Source organism: Desulfosediminicola ganghwensis (genome assembly GCF_005116675.2).
Classification (GTDB): Bacteria; Desulfobacterota; Desulfobulbia; order Desulfobulbales; family Desulfocapsaceae; genus Desulfopila; species Desulfopila ganghwensis.
The window spans coordinates 2,515,636-2,530,583 of sequence record NZ_CP050699.1 but is presented as its reverse complement, the minus strand read 5'-3'; the positions used below and the strand labels follow the sequence as shown (position 1 = coordinate 2,530,583).

The window sequence follows — 14,948 nt, the reverse complement described above, 5'->3', positions numbered from 1 at the left end:
GCTGGTTATTAATCAACCATCACGGATCGAGGATATATATTTAATTTCTATGAAATATTATTTGAGTTCATTGTCATTGATAATCTCACTCATTCCACAAGCATCCTCCACGTGATTTTCAAAAGGTGCAATGGTTTTCTCGTTGATCCATCGTTTCACGGTTACCGGCTCGAACCGACTGTTTTCTTCCACGGGAAACCGTATAGGCAGGCCCGGCTTCACGTCCACGAGCACTTTGGACTTTTTCACGACAACAGCGCCGTTTACAATCACATAGGGAATGCCTGTGGAGGGAAGGCCGTTTTCACCTGCCGTAAAAGTGGCATTGTCAGTAACCTTATCAGGGTTGAAAAGTGTCAGGTCGGCAATCTTGCCCACCTGAACGCGCCCCCTGTCCTTCATGGCCTGGAGCCCAGTGTCGCCGAGATGGAGGGCCGGCCAGTAGCTGAGTTGTGAAAGTTGAAACATCAGGGGCACACCCTGCTCCCGCCCCAGGCGCAAGGTCTTGGCATGCGTGCCGGCCGTGCGTGGATTGCCTGCATATTCCGAATAATCCGCGTTCATTGGCAGAAGATTCCCGTTTGCGTCATGTCCGGGCAGGCCATCACTTGCCACTGCCATGTGTGGCATGGTGAGCCAATACTGGATCCATTCCTCACGCCATGGCATAAATATCACGATGTTCCGGCTGGGATCATTGGCAACAGTCTTCTTAAAAGTCTCGCGAGTGAAAAAGCTGTCCGTTTGGGGATCAAAGATGGTTTCCTCGTAACGATTGCCCTGAATATCTTCCCATACTTCAGGACGGAGAAAATCTGCAGAAATAACTGTTCCTCCTGAAGCGTATGGATAATGCTCGGACCACATGTTAAGGCCCCTGGCGCGGACGAGCTGAAGTTTTTCTTCTATTTCCCACCATCCGTAATCATTGTTATGTTGCACCAGCAGCGGCGCATCGAGAAGAAATGCATTGGTAAATACTTCGTCAAAGCCGAGGGCGGCTTCCGTGGGCGGCTCGGACGAAAGGTGAAAACGGGTATGCACGGCCGTAAGACGTCCATAGCGGGATGCCGCGCGCTGGCCCTCGAATAATGCATAGGTTGTCAATCCCCGGGCCATGTAGGCAGGAACCGCGGCAAGACCAAGGGCCCCCTGCCGCATGTCTTCATCAAGCAGGCGTGACACCTTGTTCATGGTTTCGATAGTGTCCTTGGTCATGGCCCAGCCCGCAACGCCGTCTTCACCTGCGACATGCATGCAATCGGCCGCGTTGGCCATATCTACGGGCTCGTCAATGGCAGTTTCCGGATCATGTACAATCATTCGGTTCAACGCATGGCTGGATGTTGTGCCATAATTGACCTGCCATCCTCCTTTGGCCTTTTGTTCATACCAGTCACCCACATGACACGCACCGGCCTCAAGATCCATGGCCGTGGTCACCCCATCCCGCAAAACCATCTTAATGGTGAAGGGATCTGAGCCATGGACATGGGTATCAATAAAACCGGGAGCAACCACGGGCCCTTTGCGTCGATCTTTTCGGCACCAGTTATTTTATCCTTTGTGATGACTTCTATCCGGCCGTTTTTTATACCCACGTTGGCGACTGAATCATACATGCTCTCTGGATCCATTACACGGCCGTTCAAAATAACAAGATCGTAGTTTTGGGCTAAAGACAGAGAGCTCGCTGCAAAGAAAAAAAACAACGAGAGAAAAAACCTATAAAGTTGTTGGATCAAAATTTATTCTCCTTTGGCAGTTATCGCTCTCTGCCATGCTAGGTGAACCACCCGGTCTGATAAGACAATCTATATATTTTACCACACAACAGGGGCTTTATATCTAAAAGTAACGTCGAATAATGCTATTATAACTATTTAATTATGTGGTCAGTATTTGAATTTATGATGCTGGTGGAATGTAGTTTGCTACCTGTTGCCACAAACTCTCTATGTTCAGTGCAGATAATCCATTGTAGCTAGCGTGAAGGTAACCGGTGAGCTTCATCGAGGCCGTGTTGACCGCCTGGTTGAACGAAGCCGCTACGCGGCAGAGGTCTTGAGTATACTTCAGTAAAGAGTCCAATTCCGGACACTTACAGAAAAAGGAGTATACCATGAAGGCAAAAGATTCCAAACGTTTTGAAATCCTTTACGATCGGCACCTGAAAAAGCTTACGCTTCAAGGCAAGAGTCAGGCAACTATCAGCGCCTATGCCCGGGCTGTTCGTCGTCTTACCGAACATTTTGATTGTTGCCCAGATCAACTGTCGGTGGAGCAGCTCGAAGATTATTTTACCCGTCTGGTAGAAAACTATTCCTGGAGTACGGTAAAGCTCGACAGGCTCGGCCTGATGTTCTTCTGGAAGCACGTCCTGGAGCAGGACTGGCAATGGCTCAATATCGTCAAGCCACCAACTGTGAAAACAATCCCGGATATCCTTACTAGAGAAGAAGTTGCCTTACTTGTTCACAACACGCGCAAACTCCGTTACCGGGTCTTTCTCTTTACTACTTACTCCATGGGGTTGCGTTTACAGGAAGCACTTTCTTTACAGATCGGAGATATCGATGCCAATCGCAGACGGGTACATATCCGCAGAGGCAAAGGACATAAAGATCGTCTGGTTCCACTGCCTGATCGAACCCTGAAGGCATTACGCATTCTCTGGCAGGATCATCGCCATCCCAAGCTGCTTTTCCCAAACTATAGAGGCTCTGCTGAAACCATCATCAGGGCAACCTCTCACATGAACATCGGTTCCACCCAGCAGGCCATGAAAGCGGTGGTTGCAGCCTGTAACATTAAAAAAAAGTCTCCATCCACTCCCTCAGACACAGCTTTGCCACCCACCTCCTCGAAGCGGGTTTAAGCCTTCGCCACATCCAGGAACTTCTCGGGCATTCAAGCCCCACAACCACTGCCCGTTACGCCCAGCTCACCTACACCGCGGAAAAGGATAGCATTGCCACCATAAACGAGCTGATCAATTCCATGGAGCTGAACCCAACGAGGAAGCAACATGGACATTAAATCACTCATCAACAAATACTTCGACCTGTACATGATTCGTCATGGCGGCAATGCCATCCCAGAGCAACTGAGGGCTTTGAGGGACATACAGCAGTGTCGAACCCCTCAATCTGGCGAACTCTATGCACGATGCCCTGATTGCCAGCATGGAGAATGGCGCCCCCTCTCGTGCGGCAACCGCCACTGCCCAACCTGCCTCAATCACCAGACCAGTTCCTGGCTTGATAAACAGCAGGCGAAGCTCATGCCGGTCCCCTACTTCCTGGCCACCTTTACCTTACCATATGAACTGCGATACCTGGCATACGGGCACCAGAAAACTGTCTATTCCCTGATGTTCAAATGCGTCGCTGAAGTCCTTAGATCCTTTGCTGCGAACCCAAAACATCTTGGAGCGGAGATCGGCATGACCATGATCCTGCACACCCACGCGCGAGACCTCTCGTTTCACCCCCACATTCATGTACTCATCCCTGGCGGCGGTATAGATAAACGATTCGGCAAGTGGAGAAAGGTGAAAAATGACTATCTCTTCAATGGATTTGCCCTGGCCAAAACCTTCCGCGGCAAATTCCTCGACATGCTGAAATCAACAGGCCTGTCCCTGCCTCAAAATCTGCCTGAAAAGTGGGTTGCCCATTGTGAATGCGTGGGCAATGGCTTCCCGGCCCTGAAATATCTGGCCAGATATCTCTATCGAGGCGTCATCAGCGAGAAAAATATTGTGGCAAGTCACAACGGAAATGTCACTTTCAAGTACCGTGACAGTAGGACTGATGAGCTAAGATATTCCACAGTAAAAGCAGAGGATTTCCTGAACATCCTGGTCAAGCATGTCCTGCCGAGAGGCTTCAGACGCGTGCGGGATTACGGTTTTCTGCACGCCAATGCCAGAAAAATCAGAACCCTCATTCAGCTTATACTGCATGTCTTTACCCCAATAGTGCCAAAACAGCGGCAAAGGCCAAAGTATTCCTGCCCAAAATGCAAGGCGGCTATGCTGGTGATACGCTTTCGATTCGACTACGGCAGATCAGGATAATGATTAGCCTGGACGCTGCTCTCACATAAATTCAGCAGGAGGTAATGCAGTCTATGAAAACAATCTGTTTCTTTCACACCTTGTCAGGTGAAGGGATAACTATGCTCTATAATTACAGCTAGAATTCAAGGCCCCCTTCCAGGGTAATTACTTTCAAAAGATATTTCCTTAGGAGAAAAGCCGGGCTTGTTCAACCACGGATAAGATTGTGGATCGCTTTGCGATCACAATCTATCCTTATTCGTTAGCTTGATCATTTAATAAACAAAAAAACAATAGTTGGACAAATAAACAAGAACACCATCCCAACTCCGAGCAAATTCCCTTTCATTATGTTAAAATCATCAATTATTTTATGCCATTTAATTTTAAATACATATTTCCCAAAAAGAATATCTAATGAGATCATAATAACTAACCAAACAGACCCAATTATAAGACAATCAACATAATTAGTTGGCTCCACCCAAGACAGGGTAAACCAACAAATAGAGTAAATAATTATAATCCCAGAAAGAAAACTTATTTTTTTAGCACGTTTTACGCCATACTTCTTATGTAGATATCTTACTCTAAAATTTCCGTTTACTACTTCACCTATAGCGATTAATAATCCGACAATTAATGTTTTGAGTAGCATTGGGGACTTCCTTGGAAGCTAACGTGGACATAACCGGCGAGCTTCAGCGACTTCGCATCTAACTCCCTGTTATAATAATTTTTTTTATTTAAGCTGGAGAAAATCACCGTCGATTATCATTAGTTTTACACCATTTTTTGTTACAGAACGATGAGAGCTCAAATCATCTGATACAACATACGACATACCTGAAGTTAATACTGAACTAATACCTTCTTCTTGTTCATTTGTAACTTCACCTTCAAGGCAATGAACTATGTGACCTTTTTGGCACCAATGGTCGGCAACGTAGCCAGCAGAATATTCAACAATTCTTATTCGTAAACCATCGAATTGGAGGGTTTGCCAATATGCAACACCGGTTTCACCTTTATGTTCAGTCTTAGGAATTTTTGACCAATCTATAGTTTGAAATGGGATGTTTTTATCATTCATTTTTATCAATCTAGAAGAGATTTGATTTCTATAACGTGGAATTGAGGAGCCGCGGCTATTTGCTGTCACTTGGAACGATTTGACATGTGTTTTATTTTGGTATTTTTACATTATCATCGTCGTAGTCACCTTGTTCGGCCGTTGTATGACAAGCTATACAATTTGATCGTGAGCCGATTGAAGGCCTGTCAAAAACGGATAAGTTCAATTCATGATGTTTTTCTTTAATATATGGAGTTTCTGATATTCTAAGAGGAACTTGGCCTTTAAGGCTATGTAATATTTTTCTGGCTCTTTTTGATGTAGAATTCTCTGCTGAATTTTCTATTAAGTATTTTTCAATTTCATTTACTGATTTTTCATCTATTGAAACGTCTTCATCAAAATGGAACGGTAAAGTATTAATTAGTTTTTCCCAAGATGCTGAAGCAAGCAAACCTGGTTGATAATTGAAATGACAGGCACCACATTCTTGCTTATAGGTTTCATTCGTAATAGCGGAGAATGATTCACGTTCATATTTTTCTTTCTGTTTGTCGTCTGCATATGCAGGCGACAAACAGAATGCAGCAATGATGAAGGGATTAGCGAGCAATTGCATAAGATTGAATTTGGTATTCATTTTGCCCTCCACAAATGAGATATTTTTAAAATTCACATATCGTTTAGTTCAAGGGCGCACCTTTTGCGCGTTCCTGGGAACGGTTGGTTATGCGTTTAATATTAGTTCAAAATTTTAGAAGTACCAAAAGCGCTTAGCAATGCCAATAATGTATAACTTACAAGGTAAAATATTCCAATTGATAGTAATGGGCCACTTGGCAAGAACACAAGTATATAGAAGATTTGACCTAGCAAGATACCTGAATAAATAATTAGAGTTTTTGTCGGGAAGAAATAGCCTAATAGTATGCCGGAGATTAGCAAAGAAATAATATAATAAATTGAATCTGAATCCCAAGGTTCTAAACTACCGCTAGCTATTGGTGAAAACCACCATATTATCATACCAGTAACGAATGAAAAAACTAGGCTTATGTACCCTTTATTCTTCAAAATAGTTTATTTCTTCGCATGACGTTGAATTCACTGGTTTCGTGGTGTTTGCGAAACCATGTGGAATGATTCGTTATGACCTTTGGTTCATTGTTGTACCCCAAAAGCCGTTATAATTATCCTTCCAATCCATAATGCATTTCACTAGAGGATACGGTTGTAGGTTGTATGTCTTCAATTCTTTAGGCTCCACCCAGTAGAACTCTAAATGATTTTCATTTGAGTGTGCTGGAGTAATTGAGTCAATGTCCGGAATTGCAACTTCAAAAACTAAATTTATTTCATGGTTGTTCTGGTTGTTTTCTTCCCAAGTGCACTCGACTGCTCCAATAAAGCGTTGAACAATGGCTTTGTTTCCAATTTCTTCTTCAATTTCTCTTGCCAGGGCGGTCTCGGCTTTTTCGCCGATGCTGATGTGCCCTCCAGGTAAAAATGTATTTGAGGCACCTAAATGACGAACTAACAGAACTTTGCCATTTATGAAGGTGATTCCCCTTACTAAATAATGAAATTTCATCTTTTTAGGCATAGCGTTGAGTTGAGGGGGGCGCGCCTTTTTCGCGTCCTTTTCTACTTCTTGTTGTGCAATTTATTTTTTATTTTATATCAGATCATTATGGTTTCTGCTAATTAGCCAAAACAACTTTCATATAGAAACGATATTTGGTCATGAAAACCCCAACCAATATTTACTGTGCCTTCTACAATTTCCAAGCAACGATCTTGGAAATTGCTTGATAATTTATTTGCAACGATGAATTTCAGTGCTTGTTCATACATGTTTTCCATGCTTAGATAAAAATTTTCATTTATATCACCAAATTCATTAGTATAATTGACACCAGTTTCAACATAAAATATCATTAAATCGGCTATAAGCACGTTGTTGGTAGAAATATTTTTGAATTCTGATATAGCTTTTTTAGCAACTGATAGCCTTGCTTTACCGTCACCTCTTTCTGGGAAAAATTCCTTTTCAATTATTTCTTTGTGTTTCAAAAATACCGGAGATTTTTGATTGTCCGATTCTTTTTCAATATAGTAATCTTTGACAAACTGATTTTTTTTGAATAAATCAAGAACATCTTTTATAAGATCTTCTTTTGTTTTAGCATCCAGCTTTTTCTTTAGATCGGAAACTTTCATGTAAGTTTGTTTTTTAAGCACAACGTGAAGTTGTGGGGCGCGCGCCTTTTGCGCGTCCCTACGAACGCTTGGTTATGATATATTTTCCATTTATTATTTAAGCTTATCGTATACTCTTAGGCCTAGATAAATAAATATTAGCGTTAACATTATGACTGGAACCAATATTATACTTCTATCATAACGATCTAACTGACAACCACCACCTAACAGACAATCAAAGTTTTCGATATAGGTATCAACTGTTAAATCAAAGTAAAAATATAGTAATGTAGCAAAGATAATTATTTTCGATAACCATAAGGCAAACACTAGGAAACCGTTTATAGATAACTCTACTGTCAATGAGCCAGAAATGTCTGGTTCTCGCCAGTTTGGTGGTCCAGGTACAATTGGCCTGTACATTGAAGCATAGGCTGATATTGCCATCAGACCAATAAAAGCCAGAATTACAGAAGGGACCAATATGTAAAGAGGCAGGCTTTGTATCCATTCAAAGGATATTTTTGGTCTAATTGCATAATGTAATATAGCTGTATATATTATCGCCAATATTGACCACAAAGCATACTTATTCTTAGGAGATATCGTAATGATTTTTTTTGTAATCATAACGTGTAATATAGGAGTACTCCCTTTTTGCGGAGTATTATCCAATTCATTCAAAAATGGAGTACCACAACGGGTAGCTCCACAGCGTGGTATGGCATTTTGGAGCTTGCGCAAAAACTATCCTATGTCACTAAAATAACACTGCTTTACGCATAGTAGGCCATTGAAATTCAAGTTGCAAGCGATAATCAGGTTAAACTATCGAGTTCCTATAATACGCAAATAACCGTGATATAGGAGTATGGGTATATTACGCAACCCCAATAAACGTTAGGCCCGCCAAATCTTACATCTAGAGTACTACGCTTGAACTACACCATATACAGCCCCATCGCCGCATCGACACGTTGTCGTTTTATTATTTGAGTTGGTAGCTTATAAATGCGGGTAAATCGTATATGCCGTTTGAATCGGGAGTAGCATTACAAATGGTTCAGAATCCCTGTAACGTTTTGGGAATATTTTTTTCGAAATTTCTGCCAGTATAGTTTCTCTCTAAACAGATTTTCCTTTTACAGAAAGAGAAACCACAACTTCAGAAAACATATTTGATTTTCACAAATCCGAGACTTGAGATCGGTGAGATGAGAGAGATAAGCAAGGAGTGAGTCGACACCAGAATCGGTGATCATTACAATTCTCTCTAATGAATTGCAGCAGACACATAAGCTATATTGAGCATACTAACGTAACGTACACGGCCTATGCACTTGCCCTCTCACTCCTGGTTGCTAACCAGCCTTTTCTGAGTACCGGTTGGTAGGCAAGGGCATAATCCTACTTTACGCTTTTCGGTGAAACAGAAGAGACAACCGGACTGAACATTCCGTCTTCAAGCGTTATATTTTCTTTAATGTGGTTAGCTAATCCGGCACCAGCCTCTGTGTACACATTAAAAGCCGTATCAACCCCCGCTTCCAGGAGTGTGTTTATCTCGTCATCAAACATGGCAACGGAAGCGATGGTTCCGGGAAAGTTATTTTTTTTCAGTACGCTGGTGACATAGAGTTTTGCATCCATGCAGGGCATGGCCAGGATTACCATTTTCAGTTTCGATTTCCCCCTTGGTAACCTGTGCCAGTAATCCGGGTCTGTAACATCACCCAGTAGTACCTGTCTGCCCTCCTCCTTCTGCTGTGCAACACTGGCAGGATCGTAGTCGAGGCCGACCACAACATCACCATACTGTTTACGAAACACATCATAAGCGCCGGAACCGATTCGCCCCATACCAACGATCGCTATCCGCCAATCGCCAACAGGAACAGGCTTCTCTTCAGGATGCCTCTCCTTACTCTCAAACTTTTTCAGGAGATCTCCAAAACGCTCGTAAATACGATCACCGAATTTGTTGAGGGGAGATGCCGCAACAAAAGAAAGAGAGAGGGCAATGGCCATAACCACCAGCCACTGTTTATCGAGCATTCCGGTCGAAACCGCCATGTAGCAGACTATCAGACCAAATTCTGAATAGTTTGAGAGATTCATGGTCGATTTGAACGAACTGCGGGCGCTGAGTTTGAAGCGACTAAGAATGAAAAAGTAGAGTGCCATTTTCAAGGGAAGCATAAGCACCAGCACCACCGATGCCATGAATCCAGACCAGCCCGGCAACCCGGCAAGGCCGATATCGATAAAGAATGCGATGAGCATCAGCTCTTTCACACTCAAAAGCGAATTAGCAAGTTCCTTGGCCCGCTTATGAGGCGCCACCAGCACACCCATTATCAGTGCTCCCAGATCTGCCTTCAAGCCGACCAGATCAAACAAGGCGGCACCCACCACAAAGGTGAGGAACATCCCCAGGGCTAGCTGCAGTTCGCCATGGCCTACCCTGTCCATCATCCGAAAAATCAGTGCCCTTGCCAAAGGAAGTGCTGCCAGGACCAGGATCGCATACGGAGACGGCATTTTGCCAGCCGAGATAGTAAGAAAGACAACGGCTATCAGGTCCTGAATAATGAGTATACCAATAGCGGTACGGCCGTTCAGCGAATCCATCCGGCCATTTCCTTCAAGCACTTTCACGGCAAAAACTGTGGATGAAAAGCTGAGACCAAAGGCCACGAGCATTGCCGTGGTCATATCAAGGCCCAGGAAAAACTGAAGTCCGCTATGACTTAGCAGAAAGAGTAGAAGACCGAAGAGTGCCGTGGTGAGCACCATATGGATCGATGCGCCAGCCCATACTTCCGGCTTGAACAGGTTCTTGATATCGAGTTTGAGACCAATGGTGAAAAGCAGCAGGGTTACACCGAACTCGGCAATTTGTGCCAGAATAGGGTCTGTGGTGTAGCCCAGCAAATTGAGGCCAAGCCCGGCAAGCAGAAAGCCTATCATCGGCGGCAGGCTTGCCCTGTGGGCGAGATAGCCTAAAGTAAAGGCTACGGTAAGAATAATTGGGTCCATAATTTATGCTGAAAGACTAGAGTTATCTGATAAGAGTGTTGATTGCCGCAGGACAACGCCCTGAAACAGGCTGACGGCAACTGGAATAACCCTGACACAATGTCATATTTCTGATCCCACTTCAACCATTTCCGCTCCTCTGCTATGACATCATCATACAGATTGATACCAGGCCAGTGGCTGGAGTCACCACCGTAAATCATCTCTCTATGATGGTTCATCACATGCACAGGCATCGCTGCACCTGATCACACCCATCAGATACCTTCCTCTTTTCTTTGAACCGTAGCTCGTTGCGTTACCTCTGAGGCTTCCTGTTCTGCCGCATTGCCTTGAGCAGATCTTTTGCCCCCGGATGATCAGGCATGATTTTCAGAACGTCATAGGCCAGCTGCTCAGCCTGAGGCCCCATACCAAAGTTGAGGTACAGATTGACCAGTGTAACGAAATACTCACTAACCTCCGGGTTTTGTAATACCAGTTCACGCAACACATTTGCGCCCTGTTGCCAGCGCTGCAGCTTGAACAGCGCCAGGCTAAAGTTGTAGCGCACCCTCGAATAGCCAGGCATGCCCTCGGCCGCTTGCTGCAAATAAACTACTGCCTCGTCATACCGGTTCAATTCCGATAACAGCAGCCCGAGGGAATAGTGAACTTCATACATTGTCGGCCGATCCGTTAACACCTCCTGCAGCAATTCAATAGCATCCCGGTTATTGCCCTGCCGGTTATACAACATTGCCAGATTCACCTTGGCCGGGATAAAGCGATCATCTATCTTCAACGCTGCCAGATAACTGCGGGCCGCTTTTTCCTCGTCGCCCAGCTCCCACTCCAGGTTCCCTTCGTTATGCCGTTGGCTGGCAAAATCTGCATTATATGCCAGTGATTGCCTGTACTCAGACAACGTCTCCTGAAATACTGCGCGATCCTCTTGGCGAAGACTTTCACCAGGGACAGCCGCCAGCCGCGCCGCCGCCTCAAGGCGCACTGCCCGCGACGGGTCGTAGAGCTTGGGGGCGACCAGAGCCCTGATTCTGTCTGTGTCGGACCGCTCAAAAGTTCGCAGAGCGGCGTGCCGAAGCAGACCTTCGTTACTCTCCAGAGCCTTGACGATGGTCGACTCAATCCCCTGCCCCGGATAGTTCGCCAGAAGAGATATTGCCGTGGCTCGCACTATAGGTGGAAGCAGCGTGTCTTCAGCCACATCTTTCAGTTGCTCCAGCCCCTCTGGTTTTCTGGCTCTGCCAGCTTCTATGGCTTCACCGTAGTGGGGCCTGTTCTGCTGCCCATACCATATTCCGTACTTCTCGTTCACCCAGTCAAGCGACTTGTCTCCATGGCACGCTGAAGTGGAGCAACTGTTGGGGGTCTTGATTGATATGCTCAGATCAGGCCGCGGGACTCTCAAGCTGTGATCGGGCCGATAATCTATACCCATATAGACGCGACCGCTCATATGGCAGCTGACGCAGAGATACCCTTTACTCGGTTTTCCCTCGTGCGTTTTGTTGTGGAAGTGGTGGCCGGGAGTATCGTAATCCTGACGGCGATGACACTGGGTGCAGAGTTCATTTCCCTGCCGGTGTGTCTGCAGCGAATGCGAGTCATGGCAATCATTACAACGCACTCCCCGCAAATACATTTTTGACTGGATGAACGACCCGTAGACATAAACTTCCTCTTTGATCTGGCCATCAGGATAGTAAAGTTCTTCGGTGAGCAACGCGGGCACCATCATATCCAGAGGATCGACCCCATCGTGCTGATTATCGCCAAGTTGATATCGCCTGGCATGACAAGGCGCACAAAGAGAGATCTGCCGCTCCCGCAAGGCCTCATCTCCCTCAATCACTAAACCTGCACCCTCCTGAGATCGCCCCAAAGCCGGTTGCCTGGCCCACTTCACATGCTCTGAGCCTGGCCCGTGACACGCTTCGCAGCCAACGTTTATCTCAAACCAGCTGGTGGAGTAGCTGTTTTTCTGCGGATCATAATTTTTCTTTAACCTGGTTGAGTGACATTCTGCACACATACCATTCCAGTTCTGACCGCTTCCGGTCCAGTGCAACCAGTCATCAACCCCATCTACTTCGTAGGGCGGCAGGCGATACCAGCGTTTTTGATCCACATCCCAGGCGATATTGAAACATTGCATTCTGCCTCCTGGCATGGGGATCAGGTATTGCTGCAGAGGGTAATGGCCGAAGGTATAGGCCACCTGGTACACACCCTTTTGGTCCGCCACATCTTCGGTCTCTATGAAATAGTTGTTGTCCCGCCTGAAAAAACGACTCTTCTTGCCGGTATAGGGGTCTGTGAAAACGGTATCAGCGAAATCGCCAAGCACGGTCTCCGGTGTGGCTGGGGCCATTGCCTTGTCGTGATCCGATCCCTGCCATTTGCGGTGTTGTTCCAGATGGCATTCCCCGCATGTTCTGGTGCCGACAAATTCGGGTTCCGACGCAGAGTGCACCGGCACATTCGCCTGCATCCGCCAGAGATAGATAAAAGGAGTGAGCAATAGTAAACAGAACGCCGCAAGAGCCGTCATCTCCCAGCCCAGTGTTCTGTCAGCTGAATTGCGGTGAGCCATGTTAACCCCTCACAGTTCCGTTGCTGGTAGCTGGCTCCGCTGATGGGGCCGGTACCGAAATCGCCCGGTTCACCAGAATCTCTCCATTTGCAATTCGTAACGGGTGGGAACTCAAACCTTTCAAGGCAGGTGGGGTGAGTACTTTGCCGGTTATATCAAATGATGAACCGTGGCAAGGGCAGATAAAGCGCTCTGTCTCCTGGTCCCAGAGCGTTGCACAGCCAAGATGTGTACAGAGCCTCGAAAGGGCGCGAAAGTCTTCGCCTTCCAGACAAACCAGATAAAACTGTCCCTGCGGAATCGCCGTAACAGTGTTTGGTGAGAAATCTTCCACACGCCCTACCCGGATGAAATCCGCCTTACCTTCTTCCATTCGTTTTTGCCCGGCTGAACGCACCAGCCGCACAGACAGCCAACCGAACTCCAGGCAGGCAAGAGCCGCCAGAAAAGTCCAGATCCGGTTTAAAAACTTCCTGCGCCCAGTAACTTCTCCTGTCGCAGCCTCAGCACCCTGGCGTTTACTCATATGGTTACCGTATCAACTGGGAAAGAGTAATTGCATACCGGGACCCCTGAACCAGATACCGGTTATCGTCAACGTCACCATCCAGGCGAAAACAGCCATCCAGGCGGCGAGAATTACTTCGCCTTTCAAGTAGTGCTTCTTCCGGGTAAGCAGAAGGAAACCGGCCCCAAGCCCAACACCGAGTAAAACCAAGGAGAACCAGCCTCGGCTGACCAGAGCCATTGCCGGTACTTCAGTACCGTTGCCGTCCAGCCCCCCGATTGCATCATAAGCAACAAGAATCGTGGCAGCAAAAGCACCTCCTATGGCGGCGACCAGGGCCAGTTTTCGGCCACGTCGTCCTCCAAACCAGGTTCCGGGTGATTCAAGCCTTTGTTGCCAGAACGGCAGACTGATGAAGGCGATACACGTCAGGGCCGGAAAAACACATACCGCAAATACCGGACGAAAATGAATCAGCATCTCCTGGACGCCCATAAAATACCAGGCCGCTTTCACAGGATTCGGGCTCACCCCAACCATCGCCGGCTCGCCTGCGGGCGCATCGAAAAATGATGCCAGCAGAAAAATCAGGGCGGTAGCCACCAACCCCACAGCGGCCTCCCGCACTATAAGAGCAGGTTTGACAGCAACACGTCTATTCCGGGATTCTGCATCTTTGGTTACCAGTCCGCCTGCCTTGCGGATAAGCCAGATATGGAGGAGTACCAGAGCACTGAGCGTCAGCGGCAACCAGCCCGTATGCAGCACAAAAAAGGTACTGAGCGTACCTTGCCCGACCTCAACGGCCGTACCGCCTGTCCGGAAGGGAGCGGTAAGTACTTCGCCGACCACAGGGATATAACCGGCCATATTGATGAAAATAGTAACAGCCCAATATGAGAGCTGGCTCCATGGCAACAGGTAACCGGTAAAGCAGATCAGCAATACCAGCAGCAACATGAATGTACCCACCACCCAGTTAAGGCGCCTGCCCCCGGTAAGTGCATCGGTACAGAGCACCCGCAACAGATGCAACCCCATACTCACTATCAGCAGATTGGAGGACCAGTAGTGGATATTACGAAACCAGCCCGAAATGTTGCTGTCCCCATACATGGCCCGCACCGTGTCATGGGCATGCTGAACGGTCGGTTCATAACTCATCAGCTGCATTGCGCCTGATATACCCAGCAGGACCAGGAGGGTCAGGCTGATTCCCCCCAGGCCGAAGCTCAGCGTAAATCGCAGCGTCTCTTCAGGCACCCTCTTCGGATGCAGATGAAGTACGAACTGGCTCAGCACGCCATCAGTCACCTGCTTTTCCCTGCTTCCGGCCGTCAACAGTCCCCTCCCTAGCTAGAGCGAGATAATCATTTATAAACTGTCAAACCAGCGTAACCTAACACCTCTAAACCGTCAACACTTCCTTGATTTCCAGAATTCTCTGAACTATCCTGAAACTGGT

Annotated in this window: 12 protein-coding genes and 1 pseudogene; 2 read left to right on the top strand and 11 right to left on the bottom strand. The window is 46.7% G+C overall.

Features of this window, described 5'->3' with window-relative positions; all coding sequences use genetic code 11:
• Window positions 1-57 precede the first annotated feature (57 nt).
• Window positions 58-1,521: an amidohydrolase family protein gene (locus FCL45_RS10770; protein WP_176360033.1), complete on the bottom strand. Its 1,464-nt coding sequence runs from the start codon at window positions 1,519-1,521 to the stop codon at window positions 58-60.
• A gap of 601 nt (window positions 1,522-2,122) precedes the next feature.
• Here FCL45_RS10770 and FCL45_RS25085 point away from each other — a divergent pair.
• Both FCL45_RS25085 and FCL45_RS10755 read left to right on the top strand, forming a co-directional pair.
• Window positions 2,123-3,039 (top strand): annotated as a pseudogene (locus tag FCL45_RS25085) (tyrosine-type recombinase/integrase).
• Window positions 3,029-4,081 carry an IS91 family transposase gene (locus FCL45_RS10755; RefSeq protein ID WP_176360015.1) on the top strand — a complete coding sequence of 351 codons (1,053 nt, stop codon included), beginning with the start codon at window positions 3,029-3,031 and terminating at the stop codon, window positions 4,079-4,081. Before FCL45_RS25085 ends, FCL45_RS10755 begins: the two are co-directional and overlap by 11 nt.
• Window positions 4,082-4,334: 253 nt before the next feature.
• Here the strand turns inward: FCL45_RS10755 and FCL45_RS10750 are convergent, their stop codons facing one another.
• From FCL45_RS10750 to FCL45_RS10705, 10 genes are all read right to left on the bottom strand, one after another.
• Window positions 4,335-4,721: a hypothetical protein gene (locus FCL45_RS10750; protein ID WP_136796428.1), complete on the bottom strand. Its 387-nt coding sequence runs from the start codon at window positions 4,719-4,721 to the stop codon at window positions 4,335-4,337.
• An 84-nt stretch (window positions 4,722-4,805) separates the two neighbouring features.
• On the bottom strand, window positions 4,806-5,156 hold the full coding sequence (locus FCL45_RS10745) for a DHCW motif cupin fold protein (protein WP_136796427.1): 351 nt from the start codon (window positions 5,154-5,156) through the stop codon (window positions 4,806-4,808).
• Window positions 5,157-5,247: 91 nt separating this feature from the next.
• A complete protein-coding gene (locus FCL45_RS10740) occupies window positions 5,248-5,778 on the bottom strand; it encodes a diheme cytochrome c (RefSeq protein WP_228721475.1) in 531 nt (176 codons plus the stop codon).
• A 507-nt stretch (window positions 5,779-6,285) separates the two neighbouring features.
• A complete protein-coding gene (locus tag FCL45_RS10735; RefSeq protein ID WP_136796426.1) occupies window positions 6,286-6,741 on the bottom strand; it encodes an NUDIX domain-containing protein in 456 nt (151 codons plus the stop codon).
• 101 nt (window positions 6,742-6,842) lie between these two features.
• The gene (locus FCL45_RS10730; protein WP_136796425.1) at window positions 6,843-7,358 is read right to left on the bottom strand and encodes a DUF6155 family protein; all 516 of its coding nucleotides are present in this window, start codon (window positions 7,356-7,358) and stop codon (window positions 6,843-6,845) included.
• Between the two features lie 93 nt (window positions 7,359-7,451).
• A complete protein-coding gene (locus tag FCL45_RS10725) occupies window positions 7,452-8,084 on the bottom strand; it encodes a hypothetical protein (protein WP_136796424.1) in 633 nt (210 codons plus the stop codon).
• 663 nt (window positions 8,085-8,747) lie between these two features.
• Window positions 8,748-10,379, bottom strand: a complete 1,632-nt coding sequence (locus tag FCL45_RS10720; protein ID WP_136796423.1) for a cation:proton antiporter family protein — start codon at window positions 10,377-10,379, stop codon at window positions 8,748-8,750.
• A 298-nt stretch (window positions 10,380-10,677) separates the two neighbouring features.
• On the bottom strand, window positions 10,678-12,975 hold the full coding sequence (locus FCL45_RS25260) for a tetratricopeptide repeat protein (protein ID WP_136796422.1): 2,298 nt from the start codon (window positions 12,973-12,975) through the stop codon (window positions 10,678-10,680).
• A gap of 1 nt (window position 12,976) precedes the next feature.
• Window positions 12,977-13,501, bottom strand: a complete 525-nt coding sequence (locus FCL45_RS10710; protein ID WP_136796421.1) for a QcrA and Rieske domain-containing protein — start codon at window positions 13,499-13,501, stop codon at window positions 12,977-12,979.
• A gap of 12 nt (window positions 13,502-13,513) precedes the next feature.
• Entirely contained in the window at window positions 13,514-14,824 is a 1,311-nt protein-coding gene (locus tag FCL45_RS10705; protein ID WP_167495702.1) for a cytochrome b N-terminal domain-containing protein, read from the bottom strand.
• Window positions 14,825-14,948: the final 124 nt, after the last annotated feature.